Origin of the sequence: Haloarchaeobius marinus (genome assembly GCF_051207415.1) — an archaeon.
Classification (GTDB): domain Archaea; phylum Halobacteriota; class Halobacteria; order Halobacteriales; family Natrialbaceae; genus Haloarchaeobius.
Genome location: NZ_JBPKGD010000001.1, coordinates 534,074 through 557,664, shown reverse-complemented (window position 1 = coordinate 557,664; position 23,591 = coordinate 534,074). Strand labels below are relative to the sequence as shown.

At 67.3% G+C, this 23,591-nt stretch carries 28 protein-coding genes; 13 read left to right on the top strand and 15 right to left on the bottom strand.

Going from position 1 to position 23,591, the window contains the following annotated elements:
* Positions 1-105 precede the first annotated feature (105 nt).
* Positions 106-1,476, top strand: coding sequence for a geranylgeranyl reductase family protein (locus tag ACSC1W_RS02950; protein ID WP_435345279.1), 1,371 nt, complete (start codon positions 106-108; stop codon positions 1,474-1,476).
* A 33-nt stretch (positions 1,477-1,509) separates the two neighbouring features.
* On the opposite strand, the gene ACSC1W_RS02945 is transcribed toward ACSC1W_RS02950, so the two are convergent.
* The 5 genes from ACSC1W_RS02945 to ACSC1W_RS02925 form a co-directional block, all read right to left on the bottom strand.
* Positions 1,510-1,830: a HalOD1 output domain-containing protein gene (locus ACSC1W_RS02945; protein ID WP_435345277.1), complete on the bottom strand. Its 321-nt coding sequence runs from the start codon at positions 1,828-1,830 to the stop codon at positions 1,510-1,512.
* Between the two features lie 67 nt (positions 1,831-1,897).
* On the bottom strand, positions 1,898-2,569 hold the full coding sequence (locus ACSC1W_RS02940) for a helix-turn-helix domain-containing protein (RefSeq protein ID WP_435345275.1): 672 nt from the start codon (positions 2,567-2,569) through the stop codon (positions 1,898-1,900).
* A 53-nt stretch (positions 2,570-2,622) separates the two neighbouring features.
* Positions 2,623-3,063, bottom strand: a complete 441-nt coding sequence (locus ACSC1W_RS02935) for a hypothetical protein (protein WP_435345274.1) — start codon at positions 3,061-3,063, stop codon at positions 2,623-2,625.
* A gap of 77 nt (positions 3,064-3,140) precedes the next feature.
* On the bottom strand, positions 3,141-4,415 hold the full coding sequence (locus ACSC1W_RS02930; protein WP_435345272.1) for an amidohydrolase: 1,275 nt from the start codon (positions 4,413-4,415) through the stop codon (positions 3,141-3,143).
* Positions 4,416-4,498: 83 nt separating this feature from the next.
* Positions 4,499-4,834 (bottom strand): 30S ribosomal protein S10, encoded by a 336-nt coding sequence (locus ACSC1W_RS02925; RefSeq protein ID WP_435345270.1) that lies wholly within the window; start codon positions 4,832-4,834, stop codon positions 4,499-4,501.
* A gap of 114 nt (positions 4,835-4,948) precedes the next feature.
* On the opposite strand from ACSC1W_RS02925, the gene ACSC1W_RS02920 reads away from it, so the two are divergent.
* The gene (locus tag ACSC1W_RS02920) at positions 4,949-5,386 is read left to right on the top strand and encodes a bis(5'-nucleosyl)-tetraphosphatase (protein WP_435345268.1); all 438 of its coding nucleotides are present in this window, start codon (positions 4,949-4,951) and stop codon (positions 5,384-5,386) included.
* Between the two features lie 312 nt (positions 5,387-5,698).
* Entirely contained in the window at positions 5,699-6,751 is a 1,053-nt protein-coding gene (locus ACSC1W_RS02915) for a DUF5787 family protein (RefSeq protein WP_435345266.1), read from the top strand.
* Between the two features lie 3 nt (positions 6,752-6,754).
* On the opposite strand, the gene ACSC1W_RS02910 is transcribed toward ACSC1W_RS02915, so the two are convergent.
* Both ACSC1W_RS02910 and ACSC1W_RS02905 read right to left on the bottom strand, forming a co-directional pair.
* A complete protein-coding gene (locus ACSC1W_RS02910; protein ID WP_435345264.1) occupies positions 6,755-7,567 on the bottom strand; it encodes an Nmad3 family putative nucleotide modification protein in 813 nt (270 codons plus the stop codon).
* Between the two features lie 19 nt (positions 7,568-7,586).
* Positions 7,587-8,090: a DUF5797 family protein gene (locus ACSC1W_RS02905; protein WP_435345262.1), complete on the bottom strand. Its 504-nt coding sequence runs from the start codon at positions 8,088-8,090 to the stop codon at positions 7,587-7,589.
* 92 nt (positions 8,091-8,182) lie between these two features.
* Between ACSC1W_RS02905 and ACSC1W_RS02900 the strand changes: the two genes are divergently transcribed.
* From ACSC1W_RS02900 to ACSC1W_RS02890, 3 genes are all read left to right on the top strand, one after another.
* Positions 8,183-8,431 (top strand): DUF5789 family protein, encoded by a 249-nt coding sequence (locus ACSC1W_RS02900; RefSeq protein ID WP_435345260.1) that lies wholly within the window; start codon positions 8,183-8,185, stop codon positions 8,429-8,431.
* Positions 8,432-8,538: 107 nt separating this feature from the next.
* On the top strand, positions 8,539-9,165 hold the full coding sequence (locus ACSC1W_RS02895) for a DsbA family oxidoreductase (RefSeq protein ID WP_435345257.1): 627 nt from the start codon (positions 8,539-8,541) through the stop codon (positions 9,163-9,165).
* Between the two features lie 77 nt (positions 9,166-9,242).
* Positions 9,243-9,563: a transcription factor S gene (locus tag ACSC1W_RS02890; RefSeq protein ID WP_435345255.1), complete on the top strand. Its 321-nt coding sequence runs from the start codon at positions 9,243-9,245 to the stop codon at positions 9,561-9,563.
* A gap of 6 nt (positions 9,564-9,569) precedes the next feature.
* Here ACSC1W_RS02890 and ACSC1W_RS02885 read toward each other — a convergent pair whose 3' ends face one another.
* From ACSC1W_RS02885 to ACSC1W_RS02870, 4 genes are all read right to left on the bottom strand, one after another.
* Entirely contained in the window at positions 9,570-9,968 is a 399-nt protein-coding gene (locus tag ACSC1W_RS02885) for a hypothetical protein (protein WP_435345253.1), read from the bottom strand.
* A 61-nt stretch (positions 9,969-10,029) separates the two neighbouring features.
* Positions 10,030-10,221, bottom strand: a complete 192-nt coding sequence (locus ACSC1W_RS02880) for a DUF7333 family protein (RefSeq protein WP_435345251.1) — start codon at positions 10,219-10,221, stop codon at positions 10,030-10,032.
* 71 nt (positions 10,222-10,292) lie between these two features.
* Positions 10,293-11,021: a hypothetical protein gene (locus ACSC1W_RS02875; RefSeq protein ID WP_435345249.1), complete on the bottom strand. Its 729-nt coding sequence runs from the start codon at positions 11,019-11,021 to the stop codon at positions 10,293-10,295.
* 87 nt (positions 11,022-11,108) lie between these two features.
* Positions 11,109-11,939, bottom strand: coding sequence for an aldo/keto reductase (locus tag ACSC1W_RS02870; RefSeq protein WP_435345247.1), 831 nt, complete (start codon positions 11,937-11,939; stop codon positions 11,109-11,111).
* Positions 11,940-12,089: 150 nt separating this feature from the next.
* Here ACSC1W_RS02870 and ACSC1W_RS02865 point away from each other — a divergent pair, with 150 nt between their 5' ends.
* Positions 12,090-12,275: a hypothetical protein gene (locus ACSC1W_RS02865; protein WP_435345245.1), complete on the top strand. Its 186-nt coding sequence runs from the start codon at positions 12,090-12,092 to the stop codon at positions 12,273-12,275.
* A gap of 66 nt (positions 12,276-12,341) precedes the next feature.
* On the top strand, positions 12,342-12,695 hold the full coding sequence (locus ACSC1W_RS02860) for a hypothetical protein (RefSeq protein WP_435345243.1): 354 nt from the start codon (positions 12,342-12,344) through the stop codon (positions 12,693-12,695).
* 218 nt (positions 12,696-12,913) lie between these two features.
* Here ACSC1W_RS02860 and ACSC1W_RS02855 read toward each other — a convergent pair whose 3' ends face one another.
* Positions 12,914-13,498, bottom strand: coding sequence for a DUF7110 family protein (locus tag ACSC1W_RS02855; RefSeq protein WP_435345241.1), 585 nt, complete (start codon positions 13,496-13,498; stop codon positions 12,914-12,916).
* Positions 13,499-13,618: 120 nt separating this feature from the next.
* A complete protein-coding gene (locus tag ACSC1W_RS02850; protein WP_435345240.1) occupies positions 13,619-13,960 on the bottom strand; it encodes a glutaredoxin family protein in 342 nt (113 codons plus the stop codon).
* Between the two features lie 127 nt (positions 13,961-14,087).
* Here ACSC1W_RS02850 and ACSC1W_RS02845 point away from each other — a divergent pair, with 127 nt between their 5' ends.
* Positions 14,088-15,023: an ArsA family ATPase gene (locus tag ACSC1W_RS02845; RefSeq protein WP_435345238.1), complete on the top strand. Its 936-nt coding sequence runs from the start codon at positions 14,088-14,090 to the stop codon at positions 15,021-15,023.
* A 13-nt stretch (positions 15,024-15,036) separates the two neighbouring features.
* Here ACSC1W_RS02845 and gfcR read toward each other — a convergent pair whose 3' ends face one another.
* Positions 15,037-15,678 carry a transcriptional regulator GfcR gene (gfcR, locus tag ACSC1W_RS02840; RefSeq protein ID WP_435345236.1) on the bottom strand — a complete coding sequence of 214 codons (642 nt, stop codon included), beginning with the start codon at positions 15,676-15,678 and terminating at the stop codon, positions 15,037-15,039.
* Positions 15,675-16,745, bottom strand: coding sequence for a glucose 1-dehydrogenase (locus tag ACSC1W_RS02835; RefSeq protein WP_435345234.1), 1,071 nt, complete (start codon positions 16,743-16,745; stop codon positions 15,675-15,677). The genes gfcR and ACSC1W_RS02835 overlap by 4 nt, the downstream gene beginning before the upstream one ends.
* A gap of 179 nt (positions 16,746-16,924) precedes the next feature.
* Between ACSC1W_RS02835 and ACSC1W_RS02830 the strand changes: the two genes are divergently transcribed.
* From ACSC1W_RS02830 to ACSC1W_RS02815, 4 genes are all read left to right on the top strand, one after another.
* A complete protein-coding gene (locus ACSC1W_RS02830) occupies positions 16,925-18,175 on the top strand; it encodes an HAD family hydrolase (protein WP_435345232.1) in 1,251 nt (416 codons plus the stop codon).
* 160 nt (positions 18,176-18,335) lie between these two features.
* Complete coding sequence (locus ACSC1W_RS02825) at positions 18,336-18,677, top strand: DUF7518 family protein (protein WP_435345230.1); 342 nt, start codon at positions 18,336-18,338, stop codon at positions 18,675-18,677.
* Between the two features lie 38 nt (positions 18,678-18,715).
* Positions 18,716-22,306: a chromosome segregation protein SMC gene (gene smc / locus ACSC1W_RS02820; protein ID WP_435345228.1), complete on the top strand. Its 3,591-nt coding sequence runs from the start codon at positions 18,716-18,718 to the stop codon at positions 22,304-22,306.
* Positions 22,299-23,552, top strand: coding sequence for a segregation/condensation protein A (locus ACSC1W_RS02815; RefSeq protein ID WP_435345225.1), 1,254 nt, complete (start codon positions 22,299-22,301; stop codon positions 23,550-23,552). Before smc ends, ACSC1W_RS02815 begins: the two co-directional genes overlap by 8 nt.
* Positions 23,553-23,591: the final 39 nt, after the last annotated feature.

The window sequence follows — 23,591 nt, the reverse complement described above, 5'->3', positions numbered from 1 at the left end:
GGCTACGAAACGTCCCGACAAAACTCTTTATTACGGTTTCTGATTCCCACCGGACGACAGAATCGGTAGTAAAACGTTTTTTCCCTGCGGAGACGACGGGGGGATATGACTACCTACGAGTACGACGTGGCCGTCGCGGGCGCGGGCACCTCCGGTTGCTACGCCGCGGCGACGATCGCCAGAGCGGGCTACGACGTCGTCGTCGTCGAGCGAAAGGACGAGGAGGAGGCGGGCCACATCGCCTGCGGGGACGCGCTCAAGGGCGCGGACGCCTTCCCCGAGGCGATACCGAAGTCCCAGATTCAACCGGCGTTCACCAACACGGGCGTCGACCACGGCCGGTTCGAGATTCCACAGGAGGACACGGTGCTGGAGATACCCGTCCCCGGCGAACTGGCGGTCATCGACCGCTGGGAGTACGGCCGGCGCATCATCGACGGCGCGGCCGAGGCGGGGGCCGACTTCCACTACGACACCGTCGTCCAGGACGTGACGCAGGACGACGACGGGACGGTGACGGGCCTGCGCGCGACGCGCAAGGGCGAGGCCGTCGAGTACGACGCCGACGTCGTCATCGACGGCGCAGGGTCGCTCTCGCTCCTGCAGGACAAGGTGGACTTCGAGGGCACGACGTTCGATACCAACGTCAACTACTCGCAGTTCTGTTCGGCCTACCGGGAGATCGTCCACGTCGACGAACCGGTCGAGTGGGACGACGCGCTGGTGTTCAAACCGACCGAGCGCGCCGCGGGCTACCTCTGGTACTTCCCCCGGACCGAGACGGAGATAAACGTCGGTCTGGGCTTCCAGATGACCGAGGAACCGATGGAACTCGTCGACGACCTCAAGCGAGACCTGCGGAACCGCGAGGAGTTCGAGGGCGCGACGGTCGAGGACAAACTCGGCGCGGCGCTGCCGACCCGACGGCCCTACGACTCGGCCGTCGCACCGGGCTACATGGCCGTCGGCGACGCGGCGGGCCACGTCAACCCGACCACCGGCGGCGGCATCGCCGGGGCGGCCTACGCGGGCAAGTACGCCGGCGAGCAGGCGGTCGAGGCCATCGAGCAGGGCGACGTGAGCGAGGCGGCCCTCTGGGCGTACAACGAACAGGTGATGGACCACTTCGGCGGTCGGTATGCCGCACTCGACGTGTACAACATCCTCTCGACGGCCGTCGACGTCGACGACCTGATGGGCCTGCTCGCGTCGTTGCCAGGCGAGAAACTCGCCGAGGCGCTCTACGAGGGCAGCACGGAGATGGGACTCGCGCTGAAGGCCAAACTCGCCATCGGTAGCTTCGGCTACTGGCGGAACATCCTCCAGTTCTACCGGACGAAGCAGTGCGCCGACGACCTCATGGCCCACTACGAGAACTACCCGGACGACCCGTCGCAGTTCGGGATGTGGCAGTCGCGCCGCGATTCGCTGATGGACGCGGTGTACGAGACGACCGGTGCGGACCCCAAGTACTGACTCCCGCGCCCCCTTCTCGGTCAACGAGTCCGCTCAATCGTCGCCGACGTCGAGTGGTTCGACGGAGACGTGGCCGTCGCTGTGGGCCGTAACCTCGTGTCCGTGGTACGGGAAGGTCACTTGCCCCTCGGTCCGTTGCGTATCACGCCCCGTCGGCCGGAAGAGCGCGTCGAGGGCGTCCGGGTCGACGACGGAGTACAGCGGGTCGAGGACCTCGTCGTCTGTACAGTCCCCCATCGGTCCCGGTTCGCACCCGAGCGCCGTCGCCACCGCGTCGACGACCCCCTCGCTCAACCGCTCGTCCGATGGTTGCCCATCTACCCCCGCGGGACGGCCCACCTCGTCCACTGTCATCTACGTACATAGTCCGGGGGGCCCGTTGACTCCCCGTCTTGCATACGAAACCTTTTGAAATACGGTGCTAGCCGTCCCCGTCGTCCCGTGGGGCGTGGACGAGGATGCTCCCGACGATGTTCCGGTACCCGCGTCGAAGCCGACCCGCGAACGCCTGTCTGCTGATTCCGAGTTGCGACGCCAGCGCCTCGAGGTCGGTCTCGCGCGGGTCGTCGTAGTACCCTTCGAGGAACGCCAGGACCAGGGCCTCTCGCTGGTCGTCGGTGAGGTCGTACTCCGGTCCGGTACTCGGCCCGGTGAGAGCGCCGAGACGGGTGAGCGTCACGGGTATCTCGTAGTCGTCGCAGTACTGCTTGAACTCGGAGAACGAGTCCACGTCCTCGGCGCGGAGCTGGAACGTCCACCCGTCGGCCGACCCGCTCGCGGAGACGACCGTCGGACTGGTCCGTGCGATAGCCTTCATGATGCCGACGAACTCCGGTTCCCACTCGGCCCGGAACAGCCCTCGCTCGCCCATGTCCTCCATCAGCGTCACCGAGCGCAACTCGGGGAGCGACTCGAAGACCGCCGCGATGGTCCGCATCTCCACGTCGTCGTTCCAGACCCAGAAGTAGGGAATCACCGTGGTCGCGGTCGGGACGACGCGGTCGAGTTCTACCCGCGTGTCCGGGTACGACTCGAAGACGGCCCCGAGGGCGAACTCGCCGGGTGGGAGCGAAAATTCGGCGATAGAGGTCACGTGTTGAGACGATACACTCCCGCCTACAAACTATCTGGGGTCGTCGAGAGTCGTCACCGCAGTCCGGTGCCGATGTCGGTCGCGTGCATGTCCGACGTGTCGGTCCGGGTGTGCTCGAAGACCGGCCCCGCGTTGAACAACCCGAAGGTCGCGATGACGTTCGAGGCGAACAGCACCAGGGGGATTATCTCGAGGCCGACGGTCGCGAGCATGTAGCCGAACCCGGCGGCCGACAACACGTGCAGGACGAGTGCGGGACGCCGGGACCAGCGGTAGAGCTGGTAGACGCAGGCGGTGACGAGCAGCATGACGAACCCGACGCCGAAGAAGGCGCTGGCGGCTGGCCACTTGCCGAACCTCGAGACGACCGCGATGCTCAGTTCGAACTCGTAGACGCCGACGGCGAGACCCGTGAGGACGAACGTGCTGGCCGTGATGAGACCGACGATGGCCGCGAACGAGACGCCCACTGTTCGAACGGGTGAGTCTGCCATAATTTCGATATGCCACTCAACGTTAAATAAGCATTTCGACTGGCTCCCGCGGGTAGCGACGACGGTCGATACGCGGGTCAGGGACGGTCCGCCGCGACCGACTGGATGGCCGACGCCAGCACGTCGACGCCGATGGGGAGGCTGGCCTCGTCCACGTCGAAGGTGCCGGTGTGGTGCCCTCCGGGGTGGTCGGTACCGATGCAGACGTACGTGGCGAGTCCGCCGCGGTCCCGAACCGCCTCCATCAGGTACGTCGCGTCCTCGCTCCCGCCGAGCGCGTCGCGTTCGACGGTGCGCTCGACGTCGGGGTGTTCGCTCGCCGCGTCGCCCACCGCGTCGACGAGGTCCTGGTCGCTACTCGCGCTCGGTGCCTCGCCACCGACCTCGACGCTCGACTCACAGCCGTGCATCCGGGCCGCGGACCCGATGACCTGCCGGGCGCGCTCGTCCATGTAGTCCTTGAGGTCGGTCGTTTCGCCCCGGACCTCGCACTCCATCTCCGCGTGCTCGGGGACGATGTTCGCTGCGGTCCCCGCCTCGAGTCGCCCGGCGTTGACCCGGGTCGCGCCGTCGGAGTGTCGCGGGATGCCGTAGAGGTTCTGGACCGCCGTCGCCAGCGCCTGGACCGCGTTCGCGCCCTCCTCGGGTTTCGCGCCGGCGTGGGCCGGTTCGCCCGTGAACGTCACGTCGAGGTGCTTCACGGCGAGGAACTCGTCGATGCCACAGACCACCTCGCCGGTCGGGTGGTCGAGGCCCAGGTGGACGGCGAAGAGGTAGTCCACGTCGTCGAGGTGTCCCGAGGTCGCCATCGCCTTCCCGCCGCCGACCACCTCCTCGGCGGGCTGGAAGAACACCTTCAACGTGCCGGAGAAGTCGCTCTCTCGCACCGCCTCGATGGTCCCGAGGCCGAGCGTGGCGTGACCGTCGTGCCCGCAGGCGTGCATGTACCCCTCGTTCTCGGAGCGAAAGCCCGTCGCTGCCGGGTGGTGGGTCTCCTCGTCGGACTCCCGTATCGGGAGGCCGTCGATGTCGACGCGCAGGCCGACGGTCGGTCCCGGTCCGCAGTCGACGACGGCGAGTGCGCCGGTGTAGCCGCCGTCGAGACGGTCCAGCGTCTCCGGGTCGGCACCGGCCTCGCGCGCGCGTTCGAACCACCTGCCGAGTTCGTCCTCGGACGGGACGGCCATGCGCTCGTCGGCGGCGAGTGCCTCCGGGCCGACGTGGAGTTCGTCCACCCCCATGCGTTCGAGTTCGTCGACGACGCGGGCCGTCGTCCAGAACTCGCGCCAGGCAGGTTCGGGATGGCGGTGGAACTCGCGACGCAAGTCGACCAGTCGGTCGTAATCTACCATGTTCGACCGGATGGGCCGCGACCACTTAACCTGGCAAGACTTCGGGCCTCGGGTCCGGAGAGAAGAGACTGCGTCGAGACGAGTCAGGAACTGCCCATCGACCGCACCTGTTCGACCTCGACGGCGACGTGGACCGAGTCGGGGAACGGCGACCCGGCGGTGACGTCGCGTGCGAGGTCGTCGTGACCGACGATCTCGAGTTCCCGGCGGTAGACGGTGTAGTTCCACGTCCCGAAGGCCGCGTCCCCCTCGGTGGCCGGTCGTTTGTACCTCGGGACGTGCAACTGCTCCGGCGGTGCGGAGTGTGGCCCCTTCATCTCTGCACCCTTGCGAGAGACGCGCTCGCGGATGTCCTCGACGACACCGTCGAGAGCCGCTCTGTCCCCGCTCTGGAGCGTCAGGCGTGTGACGAAGCTCATGGTCTGATATCACTCTGATGGTGCGTGAAGGTGAAAAAGGCATTGAGATACGTCGCAACCGCTGGCTCCAACGGTCCGATATTCTCTTAACTGGTGATGATTTACAAGAGGGTAATGGCAGTCGAAGCTACAAGCGCAGGTGCCATCCTCTTTCGCGACACGCGGGGCCGGCGCGAGTACCTTCTGCTTAAGAGCCGCCCGGGTGACTGGGAGTTCCCGAAGGGCGGCGTCGAGGGAGACGAAGAACTCCAACAGACGGCCATCAGAGAAGTGAAAGAGGAAGCAGGCATCCACGACTTCCGTCTCATCGACGGATTCAGAAAAGAATACGACTACGTCTTCGAGGCGGGCGGGGACACCATCCACAAGACGGTGCACCTGTTCATCGCCAAGTCATACGAGGCGAGTGCGGAGCTCTCGACCGAGCACCGCGACCTCCAGTGGCGCGACTACGAACAGGCAGTGAACACCGTCACGCAGGACGGTCCCCGCGACATCCTCGAAGACGCCCACGAGTTCCTCGACGAACTCGAAGCGACCGACGACGCGTAAGCAGTCGTCGTCCGGCGACGTACCGTCGCCACCGGCCCCGCGAGCCGTCTCACAATTCGTCTCTCCCAACGTATCTCCCAGCGACGGCGACGACGGTCCATACCCACCCGTAGATACCGGTTATCGGCGTCCGACTGCGACGGAACGCGGTCGGGTGCTCGGCGCGGTCGAATGCCCGGAGCGTCGGCACCGGTAACCTGTCGCTACAGTTTCACTCCACGGTCTGTCGGGGTCGACGCCGGCGACCGACGGGGCGACTCGCCGGTCGGTGCAACCAGAAACGTAATCGGCCCCGGTCACGCAGGACCGACCATGCTCCCCGGCGAGGACACCGAGTTCGCCTTCGAGTTGCGCGTCTGTCGATGGGTCGAGCGCCACTGGACCCCTGCGCGTGACGACTCGGCCGTCCTCGTCGCCCGCCAGCTCGGGACGCGACGCCGTCGCTGGGACACCGTCGTCCTCGAGTGCGACCCCGAGGGACTGCGCCAGCGCGCGCTGTTCGGGGCCGACGCGCTCGACTCGGACCTCCTCCACGTCGTCCGGAACGCACCCGAGTCGTGGGACTACTACCGCGACGCCCTGCCGCATCCCGGCTATCCCTGGCGCTACGTCCGCGAGGCGGTCCACCGCGCTTCGGACCGTGGTGTCGTCGAGACGCGAAAGCGGGGGAACCGCATCGAACTCAGGCGCAAGTGGGCCTACCCGGACTGGCTTCGCCGCGTCGTCGCCGTCGAGAACAAACCCGACCTCGACGCGAGCGCCGCCGACGCGCTGGCCGAGCAGGTGGCGTACGACGTCGCCCTCGCCCTCGCCGACGAGGTCTGGGTCGCCACCGGCGAGACGGGAGCGCCGGTCGAACCAGTTCTGCTGGAGGACGTGCCCGTGCAGGCCGGCATCCTCACGGTCGACGCCGACGGCGACTCCGGCGCGGTCACCTGGCACGCCCGGGGCCTGTCCGTCGACGAACCGGGAACGCGCATCCTCGACCGGCCCGACGGCGGCGACTTCGACGCCTCGGCGGCCCAGTTCGAGTACGCCGACGTCGAGTGGAAGCGCGGGAAGCGCCTCGAGATCGCCGAGCGCGCCTACGAGCGCGGGTGGCGCTCCTACGTCGATACGATGCGCCCCGACTGCCGACACTTCGAACTCCGTGAGGACGGTGCGTTGCTCCCGTGGTGCGACTCGAAGGGACGGTGCCAGACCGCCGGCGAGTGCTCGGGCGGGTGTCCCGACTTCGAACCCGAACCGCCGGGGTGGCGGACGAAGGGGTGGCCGATCGAAGGCGGTCCAGGCGCCGCGACGAAGCGCCTGCTCGCGGCGCGGCGGCGACGCCGACGGCCGGGGGTACCCGACGGCGAGGAGTGACCGTCACCACTCGGCGGCGCGCCGTCGGAACTGCTCCGCGTCGAGGTCACAGACGACGGCGGGTTTCCGGGTGACGCCAGCCTTGTCGGCACGGCGGTCCGAGTCGGGGTCGTGTGCCGGTCGCACGACCGAGAACCGCCTGACGAACTCGTCGTCGAGGAAGTAGGCGCGCCGGTCGCCGTCGAACGCCGAGAAGGTGCTCATCGGTCGTCCGACGCGGTCGAACAGGCCGCCCTCGTCGCCGTCGAGCAGGACGAGTCGCCGGTCGTCCCGGTAGGGCACCCCGTCGACGGCGCGCTTGGTGTGGGCGTTCTCGGGGTGGCGCGCGAGTTTCGCGCGCTTCGTCGCCGCGTCATCGTCCGGTTCGACGACGGTCAGGCGGTCGACGCGGAACCACCCGACGAGGTATCGATGTAGCCGGCCGTCGCCGTCCTCCAGTCCGGCGTAGAAGGCGACGGCGTCGCCCGGGTCGAGGTCGGCCAGTCTGGCGACGTAGCCAGGGCGGTGCTCGCCGTAGGTCAACGCCTCGAAGTTCGGGTCGTGGTGCGGCGGGTACGACGCGATGGCCCCGGGGTCGGTCACCGCCCCGGCGTCGCCACCCGGGTCGGGGACCAGCGAGGCGATGACGTCGGCCATCGTCCCGTCGCCGTACCGGAGCGGCCGGTCGCCGTAGGGGCGGCGCTCGTCGGTCTCGCGCGTCTTCTCCGGAATCGGGACGTACTCGAACCGCCCGTCGTCCTCGACGCGGGGGACGCGAGTATCTCGCATCGCGACGTTGGTCGTGTCCGCGCCGACGCCACAGCAGACGACGGTCATCGGTCGGTCCTCGTCGCCATCAGTCGCTGCGCGTGACCTCGAACTCGTCGCGCGGGACCGCGAGGCGGAACGTCGGGACGGTCGTGTAGACCACCTCGACGACGCTCTTGCGCCGGAGGCTCTGTAGCGCCTCGCGCACCTCGTCGACGTCCGGGTCGTAGTCGGTCTCCGCGCGGAGGCTCTGGAGGACGCTCACGACGCTCTGGCCCGGGTCCTCCGGGCCGGCCAGGAGGTCGAGTATCGCGGCCTGCAGGCCCGGAACGTTGACTGCACTCGGCGCCGCACCCGGTTCCTCGCCGCCGGTGACGCCGGGTTCGACGTCGACGAGTTCGGCCGCCTCCTCGGTCGCGCGGATGAGGCTGTTGTCGTCGCGGAAGTAGTAGTCCTTGAGTTCCGATTCGAGGTACGCGTGGACCTCGCTTCCGCTGTCCATCCCCCATCGCTGCTGGAGCTCTGCGTTCTTCGTCGGCTGGAGTTCGACGATGTCGGCCAGTCGCTCGCGAGCCTGCTCCGAGAGGGTCATCGGTCGCGGCTACGGCCAGGCAGTATTTGGGCGTTCTGTCTGGGGCGCCCGACGGCACCACGCTCAAGAGCAGGGGCATCGAATGTGACCATATGCCAAGGGAGGTCGAGTACGTCCACGTCGACGACGAACTGGAGGACCTGAACTACCCGGTTCTCCGGGTCGACGCAGCCGTGGACCTCGCCGACACCACGCTCGTCCTCCCCGACGGCGAGGTGAACCTCGGCGCGCTAATCTCCGAGACCGACAGCGACGCCTTCCACAGCCCTGGCGACCTGCTGGCGGAACTCGACGAACTCGTTCCGACGGCGGGGAACCCGGCGGGAGGTCGGGACCCCTGAGATGGGCTGTCCCGGGTGACGGCCGGGTCGGTTCACCTGTCCACACCAGCCACGTCCCCGACTGCCGGCGGCGTCCTGCTTTTGTGTGATGGCGACGAAGCGAGAGCATGACCCAGCACGACACCGTCACCGTCTACTCCGACTACGTCTGTCCGTTCTGTTACCTCGGGCGGCACGCGCTGTCGCGCTACCAGGAGACGCGCGACGAACCGCTTCGCATCGACTGGCGTCCCTTCGACCTCCGTGGCGGCCAGCGCGGCCCCGACGGCGAACTCGACAGGCGCATCGCCGACGGGAAGGACGAGGCGTACTACGAGCGCGCCAGGCAGGGCGTCAGGCGACTCCAGGAGAGGTACGACGTGGAGATGACCCTCGACGTGGCCACCGACGTCGACTCCCTGAACGCCCAGCTGGTCTCCAGGTACCTGCAGGCCGAGCGCCCGTACGAGACGTGGCTCGCGTTCGACGAATCCGTCTTCGAGGCGCTGTGGGTCGAGGGCCGGGACATCGGGTCCGAGTCCGTCCTCGTCGACGTCGCGGAGGCCGTGGGCGTCGACGCGGAGACAGCCCGGTCGGCGCTCTCCGGGGACGCACCCCGACGGGCCCTCGACGAGGCGTTCGAGGCCAGCAGACGTGCGGGCGTCTCGGGCGTCCCGACCTTCTTCTACGACGGCCACCAGGCCAGGGGTGCGGTGCCGCCGGCGCAGTTGCGCCGTCTCGTCGAGGGGACGTAGTCACCCGGCGGCGGGGCGACGCCGGACCCGGCGAAGCGGGTTGCTTAAGTCGCTTCACCGGCGACTTGGAGGATACGATGGAGTTCTGTGACGAATGCGGTTCGATGATGAAAACGGAGGACGGGAAGTGGGTCTGTGGGAGTTGCGGGTTCACGAAGCCCCGCGACGCGAAGGCCGAACAGGCGATGGTCACGACCCAGTCCCAGGAGGAGAGCGAGATCGTCGACGTCTCCGACGCCGAGAACAAGGGACTGCCGACGACCGAGACCCACTGTCCCAACTGCGGCAACGACGAGGCGTACTGGTACCTCCAGCAGATCCGGTCCGCCGACGAGTCGGAGACGCGCTTTTTCATCTGTACGGCCTGCGAGCACAAGTGGCGAGAGGACGACCACTGAGTCGCCTCAGCGCGCCTCGTAGAGCATCCACATCGCGGGAATCCCGCCGGCGAACACCGAGGCGAGGACGAGTCCGGCCCAGTTGAACAGGCCGAACGGGAACCCGAGCACGGGGCCGACGACGAGCAACGCGAGGCCGAGGAGTACCGGGGCTATCGTGGCGAGCGGTCGCTGTCCCTCGAAGCCGAGCCAGCCGATACCGACGAGACAGAGCCCGTACGCGACTGCGAGCGCCTGGATGAACGCGACGACTGTCGAGAGGTCGGTCTCGGCGGCGAGGCCATCGAGCAGGTACACCGGACTCGCCACGAAGACGAGTCCGAGCAGTCCGGCGAGCGCTGCGAACAGGCGCCCGACGGCGGTCGGGTCGACGGCGCCCCTGGCCGTGTCGGCGAGGTCGGTCATGGCCGGAGCGTCACCCGCCCGGACAGTAGCCCTTTCGCCTCGGCCCGGCCAGGGACCGTCGTCAGTGCGTCGCCCGGAACTCGCCGTGTTTCACGCCGATGAGCAGGCAGACGAGGCCGAACACGAGCATCGACGGGGTGACCATCGTCAGGACGGTCTCGGTGGCCATCATCGGTGCGAACACGAGCGCCACGGTGCCGACGGCGACGAGAGCGAGAAACGCGACCGCCGTCTTCGTCTGGTCGAAGTCCATACGTCGCCCTCGGTACCGGAACAAGATAATCGATGTGGAGTCGGCCAGCCAGACGGTCGACCCGCGACCGCCTACTCCGTCGGCCGGGCGAGGTCCGCGAGCAGTATCAGCACGCCGAGCGCCCACCCGAGCGGGACCGAGACGCCAAGCCAGAGCACGATGTAGCCCACACCCCTGAGGTCGTACTCGGTCCGGAGGTACTCGTTGATGCCGCCGACCGCGAAGATGGTGTCGAGGAACCAGATGGCCAGGGACTCGCTCTCGGCGAAGACGAGTTCGCCCAGTGCGGGCGAGTAGAACGCGGCGACGACCGGCGGGAGGAACACGGCCGTCGTCGCGAGGGGGTACGCGAGCAGGACCGACGTCGCTCGACCGCCGACGCGCGAGAACCCGACCGCGAGTGCGGCGGACAGCGTCGCCACCGCAGCGGCGACGAGTACGGCGATGAAGCCAGAGACCGAGAACCCGGCGAGGAAGCGGGCGACCAGCGAGAGCGCGCCCCAGAGCAGGGCGACGAGGACGACGGTCCCGACGACGCCGAGTGCCGACGAGAGGTCGTCCAGTCGGTAGGTGTTGTACCGCGCGACGACGCCGGCCAGCGCGAACGGGTACAGAACTGCGACGACGAGGGCACCGACCGCACCCCAGCCACTGTAGGCGATTCGACCGACGGTCGTCTTCGGTTTCCACTTCCCGAGGACGGACTGGTTGGCGTTTCGCTGGCGGGGGAACAGTAGCTCCATCCAGGTCTCGTGCAGTCGATTCAGGTCGACCCGGACCGCTCCGACGAACCCCGTCATACGCAACTGATTGTACCCACCCGATTTTACTTTTCGGGTCGTCGACCGGGTCGGCCGACGCCGCCCGCGCTGTGAGGTACGCCGACGTTACCAGGGCGCGAAACTGGGGTCTACCTGCCGGCCTCGCTCCTCGATGCCGTCGATGGCAGCGACGTCCTCGTCGTCGAGGTCTAGCGCGAGCGACTCCCAGTTGTCGCGGATGTGTGCCTCGCTGGTCGCCTTCGGGATGACGGTGATGCCCTTCTCGCGAAGCCACGCCAGGCTGACCTGTGCCTCGCTGACGCCATGCTTCTCGGCCACCGACCGTATCTCGGGCACGTCGAACACCTTCCCCCGGGCGAGCGGCGAGTAGGCCACGACGTTCACGCCGACGTCCTCGCAGTGGGCTCGGAGTTCGTCCTGCGGGAGCAGCGGGTGACACTCGACCTGGTTCGCGAAGACGGGGGCGTCGAGCGTCTCGATGGCCTCGTCGACGTGTTCGGGCTGGAAGTTGGAGACGCCGACGTTCCGAATCGTCCCGCCGTCGGCCAATTCGTCGAACGCGGCGAGCGTCTCGGCCGGGTCGTACTCGCCGGCCGGCCAGTGGACGTACAGCAGGTCTAGGTAGTCGACGCCGAGTTTCTCCAGGCTCCGTTCGGTGCTCGCCTTCACGTCGTCGTAGGCGAGGTTGCTCGTCCACACCTTCGTCGCGAGGAACACGTCCTCGCGGTCGACGTCGGCCCGGGCGATGCCGTCGCCCACGGCCTCCTCGTTGCCGTAGGCCTGTGCCGTGTCGACGTGCCGGTACCCCATCTCGAGGGCCGTGGCGACGCTCCGCGTGCACTGCTCGGGGTCGTCGTTCTGCCAGGTCCCGAGGCCGAACGTCGGCATTCCGTCGGCGGTGGGGACGCTATCCGATGTGAGTTCTTCCTGGGACATCGTATCCGAGACGAGGCGTGTGACGTGGAAAGGGATTGTGGATGCGACGAGGTGGCTCCGGGCGGTCGGAGCCTCCGCCCGCCTGCTCGACCACCGGACTGTATTTTTACCGACGGGAAGTTTACGTACATCGACCATATGGTGACAACTATGCCAGCCGTCGACGACGCCGGTGGGAAGGAGAGAGCGCCTGACAGGGACGGGATTCGGGGACACGTTGTACGGGAGGAGGAAGCCGGAACGACCAGTGACTCGGCCCGCGTCTACCTGCCAGCGGAGAGGGTCAGTGACACGGAAAAAGTCCTTCGCGTCGCCACGGCAGACGGTGGTGAGTGACGATGTCGTCGCACCGAGTCGCGGCGTCAAGGCGACCACCGGCCCAGAGTAGAGAGGTGTTCGAACGTGTTTGACGGCCCGGAGTTCAGCGGGCCACCGGAGTGCCCGGTCTGCCTCCGGAGTCGCCAGCACTCGTACGGCTGTCGGGAGGACCGCACGATCCGCTTCGCAGACGGCGGGGTACGTGAGCCGGTCGCCTACGGCGAGGAAGAGGAGTTCCAACCGTTCGAGAGCCAGCCGGTCGCACCGTGTGACCGGTGCAACGTGATGCCGGAGCACTTCCATCATCCTGGCTGTCCCAACGAAGTCTGCCCGAAGTGCGGTGGCCGGTATATCGAGTGCCCCTGTGCGACCGACGAAAAGCTCAGAGTCCTGGATGGCTGGACGAGTGAGAAAGACGGACGTCACTCACGGAGATGATCGTCGGTGGCCGCAAACCCATCCGGGTCTCCCGTGCCGTCCTGCGGTCGAACGTCGAGCGTTCGTGTCGCCCCGGTTCTGTACGGCGATTCGACGGGACGGGCCACTCCTCGGTGACGTTGCTGCGACTACCGGATAGCGAAAGCGGAAGACCCTGGCCTCTGGCGGGTCAGCAGTTCCAGTAACCGCGGATGGTACGTACCAGCGATGTACCTGCGTTAGCTGATGAACTTGTTGTCTCGCCAGTTCACGCCGCTGTTGGCGGCCTGGCTCTCCGACCGTCCCTCGACGACCTCGATGGTCGCCGGGCGGTCTTCACCGTCGACGATGCGCGTGGCGGTGAGCTGGTCCTCGTGGGCCGTGATCGCGGTCAGGGTACCCTTCTCGGCCTGCCGCGCGATGGCACAGAGGACGAGGAACATCTCGTACTGCAACAGGGAGTTCTGCAGGACCGTCTCGCGGTCGCCCTTGAACGCGGCGAACTCGACGAGTTCGGAGGGAATCTCCTCCTCCTCTTCCTCCTCGCCCCATCGGGGGCCGCCGCGGTGTTCGTCGGGGTCCTCTTCGTACACGCGATTCTCGGTAACGCTGGCTTTCAACTGTGCGGTAGGCGTGTATTTACTCACCGTCTTGTCGGCCGAGATGGCCTTGAGAATGAGCGTGTTGTTTCGCCGGGTGATGTCGACCGATTCGATTCCGTCTGGCAGGTCCGGATCGTTCGACAGGAACTCTCGTACGTCTTCCAGCGGGAGTTCGAGTGTCGAGTGGAGCCGGAATACCTGACCGGGTTTTTCTGCTGACATTGTGAAAGGGGAGTGTAACGACGCCGACTTCTGGCCAATCGCTCGGTTCCTACTAGGAGCGTTGCGCTTAAATGACCTGCTGTTTATTTCGGCCTCGCGAGGGGTTAAACGCCGTTCGGGTCACACGGCGAGGGTGTCTGCGAGTTCGCCCCGCTCGTCGAGTTCGGCGAGCACGTCGCTTCCGCCGACGAACTCGCCGTCGACGAACGTCTGTGGGATGGTCTCCCAGCCGGAGAACTCGGAGAGGGCGTCGCGGTACTCGTCGAGCGACTGGAGGACGTCCACCGTCTCGTAGTCGTCGCGGTACTGTGAGATTAACCCGAGCGCACGGTCGGAGTAGCCACACTGTGGCATCATCTCGGTCCCCTTCATGAAGAGGACGACCTCGTTCTCCTCGATGGCCGTACGGACGCGCTCGTCGACATCCTCCTGCGGGAGGCCCTGGTTCGGGTCGAACGTCATGGCCGTGAGTACGCGAGGGGCGCGGAAAGAAGTTGCGTCGGCCGACCCGGGGCGTCCCGGGCCGGGTCGCCACGACGAATCGACACGGCAATCCAGATACTTGTGTCCAACCGCCGTACTGGGTGGCATGCGGAAGTTCGTTCTCTACGGCGGCAAGGGCGGCGTCGGCAAGACGTCCTGTGCGGCGGCGACGGGCCTGGAACTCGCGAGACGGGGCGACCGGACGCTGGTCGTCTCGACGGACCCCGCACACTCGCTGGGCGACGCGCTCGGCGTCGAACTCGGCGGCGACCCCGTCCAGGTCGCGGAGAACCTCTGGGCCGTCGAGGCCGACCCCGAGCAGGGACAGGAGGCCTACGAAAGCGTCGTGAAGGCGCTGGCGGCCGAGTTCCGCCGGTCCGGCATCGACCTCTCCGACGAGGACGTCGAGCGACTGTTCGACGTGGGGTTCGTCCCGGGGAGCGACGAGATGTCGTCGCTCGCGTACCTCCTCGACGACGGTGAGGAGGACCGCTGGGACCGGGTGGTGTTCGACACGGCGCCGACCGGTCACACGCTCCGGTTGCTGACGCTCCCCGACGTGCTCGGCGAGTCGCTGTCGACGGCGATGAAGGTCCGGGGCGAGGTCCGACACCTGGTCGACACGGCGCGGAGCGTGATGTTCGGCCCCGCCGCATTCTGGGGCCGTGGTGAAGCGGACGACGAACTCACGACCGTCCGCGAGCAGATGGAGACGGTCGCCGCCGTCCTCCGGGACCCCGACCAGACGGAGTTCCGGGTCGTACTCCTGCCGGAGACGCTGGCCATCGAGGAGACGAAGCGACTGGTCGAGCGCCTGCGGGCGTTCGAGGTGCCGGTCGAGACGCTCGTGGTCAACCGGGTGCTGGAGTCTGCAGACCCGGACTGCGAGCGCTGTCGGGCGCGCGAGGAGAGCCACGAGCGCCACCTCGCCGAGATACGCGAGACGTTCCCCGGGATGGACGTGCAGGTACTCCCCGACCTCGGGCCCGAAGCGTACGGGCGGGAGGCGCTCGACGACCTCGCGAGTCGGATTCGAATCTGAGGAGACCGTCGACTCAGTCGTCGCTCCCGACGGTGATGACCTGGAACAGAGAATAGATGGGCACGCCCTCCAGTTCGTCGACGCCCTGCTTGTCGACGAGGACGCAGGCGGCGACGGGGTTCCCGCCCTCGTCGCGGACGGCCTCGATGGTCTCGGTCATCGTCGTCCCCGAGGTGATGGTGTCGTCGACGACGTAGCAGTCGCGGTCGCGTATCTGTGCGAAGTTCCGCGAGAACGACCCGCCGATGTCGGTGTCGAGTTCGCCCTCGTCCCACTGGTGCTTTCGCGGCGCGTAGCTGGCGAGGTCGGTGTCGAGGTCGCTGGCAACGTGGGTGGCGATGGGGGCGCCGGCTTTTTCGATTCCGATGGTGAGGTCGACGTCCTCGCCCTGCTTTGCGAGGAGGTCGGCCATCGCGCTGGTGATGCTCTGCAGGCGCGAACTGTCGCGCCCGACGGTCGACCAGTCGACGTGGATGTCCTGGGGCCCGCCGGCGCCCGCGGCCTGGTCGGCGGTGGTGGTCGGCGTGCCGGCGCGTTCGACCAGCCAGGAGGCGGTCTCGCGGGAGACGTTGAGTTCGTCCGCGATCTCGCCCTTGGAGTGGCCGCGCTCGGCTAGCTCTGCGGCGCTTTCGATGAGGTCGTCGACGTTCTTCATATGCGCCCCAGTTCGACTGCTGTTTTTATAGTGCTGTCGTCGTCCGCAAAGGCGGCGTCGAGGTCCTCGAGGCCGTAGACGCCGGTGACCAGGTCGTCGACGAACGAGTCCGGGAGGGCCCGCAGGCGGTCGACGGCGGCCTCGAAGTGCCCGACGTTCGAGTTGACGCTCCCGACCAGCGCCTTGTTGTGGAGGACGAACTCGCGGTGGAGGCGGCCGCCCGCGACCTCGAACGACCAGTCGGTCGGGACGCCGAGCAGGGCGCCGACGCCGTTGGGGGCGAGCGCCTCGATGGTCTCGAAAGCGTGCTTCGCGTAGCCCGTCGCCTCGTAGACGAAGTCCACGGGTTCGTGGACCTCGGCGACGCTCGAGACGGGCGTCTCCCGGGAGTCCACGTAGGTCGCCCCCAGCGATTCGATGACGTCGATGCTCGGGTCGGGGCGGTCGCGCCGTCCCAGACAGTAGAGGCGGCCGAACCGGTCGCTCACGTCGAGCATCGCGAGCGTGAGCAGACCGAGACTGCCGTTGCCGAGGACCATCGCCGACTCGGGCGTCCACTCGAACGCCGACCGGGCAGCGAAGGCGTGTTCGAACGCCTTCTCGGAGATACTGATGGGTTCGACGAGAAAGCCCAGGGGCGCCAGGTCGCGCGGGAGCGGGACGAGACACGCCGCCGGACTGGTGAAGTACTCGCTCATGAACCCGTGTGCGCCGACGATGCCGCGTTCGACGTACTCGCCGTCGGGCGCCATGTCGGGTTCGCCGCGCTCGAAGTACTCGTTGGTGCCGTGAGACGGTGGGCGTCGGACCGTCGGGACGACGACGTCGCCGACCTCGAACTCGGTCCCGTTGGGGTCCTCGACGACCCCGACGGCCTCGTGGCCGAGGACGAGGTGGTCTTCGCCGTCGGGAAAGCCGCCGTGGCTCCCCTCGATGACCTCGTGGTCGGTCCCGTCGATTCCCACCCTGAGCGTCCGTACCAGCGCTTCCCCGGGTTCCGGTTCGGGTCTGGGCTTCTCGACGACCACCGGTTCGGTCTCGCCTCGACGCACTGCGACTGCGTTCATGTGTAGGCGATGGCCCCCGGGTGACAAAAGATTTATTCTGTTTCGAGTAAAGGATTATCCCGCGGTGGATGGCCGACACCTGTGCCACGATTCGAGGACGCCCACCACCCGAACCACGACGACCACGTCCCGGACCACCGACCATCCACCGTTTTCACCCTACCTGCCCATACACCGCCATGGAACGATACGACCTGCTATACCGGCTGTACGACGACTTCGACACCGAGACGTTACGCGACTACCAGGAGTTCGTCGACGTGTTCCCGGCCGTCGACTCCCGCGTCGCCCTGGAACACTGGCAGAGCGCGAGCGACGAACTGGAGGCCCGGAAGACCGAGATACGCGACGCGTTCGTCGCCGGCGAGACGTTCGCCGAGGTGGCAGCCCACGCCAACCGCGACCAGGCCTTCACCGCCCTCGACCTCTACTCCAGTTACGACCGGGCGGTCAACGTACTCGTCCTCGACGTCGACGAGACGCTGCGGTCGGCCGGGAAGACGGACAACGAGATCCCCCGGGAGACGCTCCACGTCCTCACGGAGTTCCACGAGGACGGCGTCCCCATCGTCATCTGCACCGGCCAGACGCTGGAGAACGTCAAGGGGTTCATGATACAGGGACTCGGGAGCGAGGTGGTCCACTCCGGCGACCTGAGCATCGTCTACGAGTCCGGCAACGGCGTCTTCACCCCCGGACACGGGGCCGACACCAAGCGCCTGCTGTACGAGGACCTCGACGAGTTCGTGCGCGAGGTGTTCGACGGCGTGCGCGCCAGGGCGCTGACTGAGGCCCCGGAGGCGGTCCGCCACGGCTGTCACCTCCAGGGGAACGAGTTCAACGTCACGCTCAAACCCAACTACGAGACGGGCAGTTCGAAGGCACGCGAGATAATCGACCGCGCGCTGGTCTACCAGCTGGACCTGCTGGGGTCTGCCGTCGCCCGCGCCGCCGACGGCGACGTGGACGAGGACGCCGCCGAGGACTGGGCACGCGAGTACTACGCCCGGTCCGACCCCGAGATACGCGGCGTCCTCGAACGTGAGGGCGGGTTCACGAACGTCGACATCGACGACCTCCCCGACGAACTCGCCGCCGCCTTCGAGCGCATCGACGTGGCGTACTACGAGGCCGACGCAGCCGAGATCACCAGTCTCGAACTGGACAAGGTCGCCGGCGTCGAGGCGGCACTCGACGTGCTCGGCGTCGACGACCCGTTCGCGGTTGTGATGGGGGACTCGAAGAGCGACCTGCGCGTGATGCGCTGGGCCGAGGAGCACGACGCAGGCATCGCCGCCGCCCCCGACCACGCCTCCTCGGACGTGCTGGACCACGTGCTCTCGACGGACGAACTCGTCTTCGACCGCGGGAAGTCCGCCGAGTTGCTCCGGACCGTCTACGCGCTGAACCGCCTCGCCGCCCTCGACTGAGTCCCGTCCGTCGTCTCGTTCCATCGGTCGTCGCCTCCGAACGCCGACCTGACGTGGTGTCGCGACCGCGACCCGGAACCTGTTCCTCTACCAACACTTGTCAGTTGAAAGGTACGTGTCTGACACAGGTTTATGGTTCCAGACACCAGGAATACATGATATGCCGAAGAACAGGGTGGAGGAACTCGAGGCCACCGTAGCCGAACTCGAATCGACCGTTCGCGGCCTGACGGAGGAACTGGTCGAGACCAAAGAGCGCGTTCGCGTCCTCGAAGCCGAACTCGAGGCCGACCCGCGTGCGAGGCACGAGACGGAACCGGAGTCGCCGTCGCCCGAGGAGTTACTGGCACCCGACCACGACGACCCGCGCCCCGAAGCGGGACAGGCGGAAGTGGAGCAGGCAGCGGCGAACGCCCGGAACGAAGGCGCTAAGGAGACAGAGAGTGAACGCGAGGACGAAACAGACGAATCCGGTCTCGGCGACGACATCATCGTCGCGTAGACGCTAGCCGGCCGGGTGCCCTCCAGACGTCAGACACAATGCACATCAAAGAACTCGTTCTCGACCGCTTCAAGAGCTTCGGCCGAAAGACGCGGATCCCCTTCTACGAGGACTTCACCGTCGTCACCGGGCCGAACGGGTCGGGCAAGTCGAACATCATCGACGCCGTGTTGTTCGCGCTGGGGCTGGCCCGGACGCGGGGTATCCGCGCCGAGAAGCTCACCGACCTCATCTACAACCCGGGGCACGAGGACGACGACCGGTCGGGCGGTCCGCGCGAAGCCATCGTCGAGGTCGTCCTGAACAACGAGGACCGGACGCTCACGCGCTCGCAGGTCGTCAACGCCGCCGGGAGCGAGGACGTGGGCGACGTCGACGAGGTCCGCGTCAAACGGCGCGTCAAGCAGACCGACGACAACTACTACTCGTACTACTACCTGAACGGGCGCTCGGTGAACCTCTCGGACATCCAGGACCTGCTCGCACAGGCCGGCGTGACGCCCGAGGGCTACAACGTCGTCATGCAGGGCGACGTGACCGAGATAATCAACATGACGCCGTACTCGCGTCGCGAGATCATCGACGAGATAGCCGGCGTCGCCGAGTTCGACGCGAAGAAGGCCGACGCCCTCGACGAACTCGAGGTCGTCGAGGAGCGCATCAACGAGGCCGAGTTGCGCATCGAGGAGAAGCAGGACCGTCTCGAACAACTCGAAGACGAGCGCGAGACGGCCCTCCGCTACCGGCGACTCCGACGCGAGAAAGAGCAGTACGAGGGCTACCTCAAGGCTGCCGAACTCGAGGACAAGCGCGCAGAGCGGGACCGCGTCGAGTCGAAGGCCGAGCGCAAGGAGGCCGAACTCGACGACCTCCAGCGCGACCTCGACCAGAAGCAGGGGACCGTCGTCCGCCTGCAGGAGGACCTCGAGGACCTGAACGCCGAGATCGAACGCAAGGGCGAGGACGAGCAACTCGAGATCAAACGCGAGATAGAGAGCATCAAGGGCGACATCTCGCGGCTGGAGGACAAGGTAGCCGCCAGCGAGGACGCCATCGAGGCCGCCGAGACGAAACGACGCGAGTCCTTCGTCAAGATAGACCGCAAGCAGGAGGAGGTCGACGACGTCGAGGCGGAGATGCGCGAGACGAAGGTCGCGAAGTCCTCGCTGAAGGCCGACGTGCAGGCGAAAGAGAGCGACCTCGCCGACGTCCAGGCCGAGATCGACGCCATCGACACGGAGTACGACGAACTCAAGTCCGACCTGCAAGAGCGCAAGGCCGAACTCGAGACCGAACGCGACGAGACGAACGAACTCCAGCGCGAGAAGGACCGCCTGCTCGACGAGACCCGGCGACGGTCGAACGAGGCGGCCGAGATCGGCGAGGAGATCGAGGAGCGGGAGGCGGAGATTCCCGACCTCGAAGCCGAGATACGCGACCTGGAGGACGAACTGGAGAAGGCCGAACAGAACGTCGACTCCATCGACTCGGTCGTCGAGGACCTGAAGGCCGAGAAGCAGTCCTACCAGCAGGACCTCGCCGACGTCGAGGACGACCTGCAGGCCGAACAGCAGAAGTACGCCGAACTGGAGGCCAACGCCGGCCAGTCGGGCGACTCCTCGTTCGGCCGGTCGGTGACGACGGTGCTCAACTCCGGCATCGACGGCGTCCACGGCGCGGTCGCCCAGCTGGGGAGCGTCGACCCGGAGTACGCCGAGGCTTGTGAGACGGCGGCCGGCGGTCGGATGGCCAACGTCGTCGTCCGGGACGACGTCATCGGCCAGCAGTGCATCGAGCACCTGAAGTCGCGCAACGCCGGGCGGGCGACGTTCCTGCCGTTGAACAAGATGCGGGACCGGTCGCTCCCGAGCGCACCGGACCTCCCGGGCGTGGTCGACTTCGCGTACAACCTCATCGACTTCGACGGGCAGTACGCGGGTATCTTCAGCCACGTCGTCGGCGACACGCTGGTCGTCGACGACCTGGACACCGCTCGCGACCTCCAGGGCGAGTACCGCCTCGTCACGCTGGACGGCGATCTCGTCGAGAAGTCCGGCGCGATGACCGGCGGGTCGTCGTCGGGGTCGCGGTACTCCTTCGACTCCTCCGGCGAGGGGCAACTCAAGCGCGTCGCAGAGCGCATCGCCGACCTGGAGGACGAGCGCCAGTCGCTTCGAGAGGACATCCAGAGCGTCGAGTCCCGACTGGACGACGCACGCGACCGGAAGACCGACGCGGCCGACGAGGTCCGGAGCATCGAGAGCGACATCGAGAGCACGAGACGCGAGATAGCCGACATCGAGGCCCGCGTCGCCGACCTCGAGGAGCGCCGCGAGGAGATAGAGGCCGAACGCGAGTCCGTCGACGAGGAGATGCAGGAGATAGACGCCGAGATCGGCGAGCGCCAGGAGCGCATCGCGGAGCTCGAGGCGGACATCTCCGAGATAGAGGCCGAACTCGCCGACTCCCGGGTTCCCGAACTCACCAACCGGAAGGAGGCCATCGAGGCCGAGATAGACGACATCGAGGACCGGATGGACGACCTCGATGCGACCCTCAACGAACTCGAACTCGAGAAGCAGTACGCCGAGGAGGCCATCGAGAACCTCCACGACGAGATCGAGGCGGCACAGAACGACAAGGCCGAACACGAGGAACGCATCGAGGACCTGGAGGCGAAGGTCGACGAGAAGGAGACCGAACTCGAGTCCAAGCGCCGGGCGGTCCTCGAACTGGAGAACGAGCTCTCCGAACTGAAAGAGGAGCGCGAGGACCTCCGCGAGGAACTCCGGGAGGCCGAGAGCGACCGCGACTCGGTGCAGAAAGAGGTCGACGCCGTCGAGGGGAAACTCGACTCGCTCACCGAGACGGTCGAGCAGCTATCGTGGGAGATCGAGTCCCTGGAGGAGGAGGTCGGCGAGTACGACCCCGAGGACGTCCCGGACCACGACGAGGTGACCCGGATGGTCGAGTGCCTCCAGTCGGACATGGACGCGATGGAACCGGTGAACATGCTCGCCATCGACGAGTACGAGGATGTCCGCGCGGACCTCGAAGAACTCGAGGAGGGGCGGGACACCCTCGTCTCCGAGGGCGACGCCATCCGCGAGCGCATCGAGTCCTACGAGGCCCAGAAGAAGGAGACGTTCATGGAGTCCTACGAGGCCATCGACGAGCAGTTCCAGGACATCTTCACGCGCCTGTCGAACGGTTCGGGGCGTCTCCACCTCGAAGACGAGGAGGACCCCTTCGAGGGCGGCCTGACGATGAAGGCCCAGCCGGGCGACAAGCCCATCCAGCGCCTCGACGCGATGTCCGGCGGCGAGAAGTCGCTGACCGCGCTGGCGTTCATCTTCGCCATCCAGCGCCACAACCCGGCACCGTTCTACGCGCTCGACGAGGTGGACGCCTTCCTCGACGCGGCCAACGCAGAGCGCGTCGGGCAGATGGTCGACGAACTCGCCGGGAAGGCACAGTTCGTCGTCGTCAGTCACCGGACGGCGATGCTCGACCGCTCCGAGCGCGCCATCGGCGTGACGATGCAGGGTAACAACGTCTCCGCGGTGACCGGCATCGACCTCTCCGACGGCGATGGCGACGGCGACCTGGAGGTTCCGGCCGATGACTAGCGGGGACTCGGAACGAGGTGACGAGTCCCCCGAACGCCGGACGGAGAGCGAAGCGACCCGCGACGAACGCGACCGACGGAACCGGAGCGACGGGACCCCCGAGCAACCGGACGAGGAGGACGCCCCCGAGAGCATGCTGAAAATCGCCGGCCACGAGGACCGGGAACGGCCGGGGGCGGACCCGGAGACGGAGGCAGAGACCGAGACGGAGTCGGAAGCAGAAGCCGAGACAGAGGCGGCCACTGCCGACGCCGACGCCGACGCCGAAGCCCCGTCGACCGCCGAGGACGACGGGTCGGTCGACCTGGACTCGTTCTACAGCGGGGGCAGCGTCGAGGAGGTGTTCGCCGCCGACGACGACGACGAGGATGGCGAACCGACGTCGGAGGACGAGGCCGACGCTCGCCTCGACGAGGTACTGCCGGACGACGACGCGGTCGCCGGGACCGACGACGACGAAGTCGAACCGGTCGAACTGCTCGTCCAGCTGGCCGAGAACGGAGAGATAGACCCGTGGGACATCGACATCGTCCGCGTGACCGACCGGTTCCTCGACGCGCTCGGGGCGGTGGACCTGCGGACGTCCGGGCGGGCGCTGTTCTACGCCAGCGTGTTGCTCCGGATGAAGGGCGACGTGCTCATCTACGGGCGCGAAGAGGACGAGGACGACGGTCCCGAACCGTGGGAACAGCCGTTCGGTGGCGACGACGGCACCCCGCCGGAACCGGGGTTCGACCCGGTCGAGGGACTGGAGGCCGAGATGGAGCGCCGCCTGGACCGCAAGCACGCCCGCGGGACGCCGGAGACGCTGGACGAACTGGTCCGCGACCTGCGCGAGGCCGAGCGCGGTTCGTGGTGGAAGACCCACCGCGAGTACGACACCAGCGACTCGCCGAAGGGGTTCCGGCGGGGGACCCAGACACTCGACTACCACTCCGGCGACGACCGGCGGGTCGACGACGAACCGACGGAGAGCGACGTGACCGGGACGACCCACGAGGAGGACATCGAGGACGTCATCGACGACGTGCGTGCGGTCCTCCGAGAGCACTACGACGCGGGCCGAACAGAGGTGCTGTACGCCGAGATATCGGAGAGCGGCGGGACCCGCGTCGAGACCTTCCTCGCGCTGCTGTTCCTCGCACACCGCGGGCAAGTCCGCCTCCAGCAGGACGAACTGTTCGGCGACCTGTGGGTCCAGGACCCGAGTGCGGTCAACGCCTCCGGGGAAGCCCTCGCGGACTGACCGGCGGCCCTCGCGCCGTCGGGCCGACGATTCCCCGGC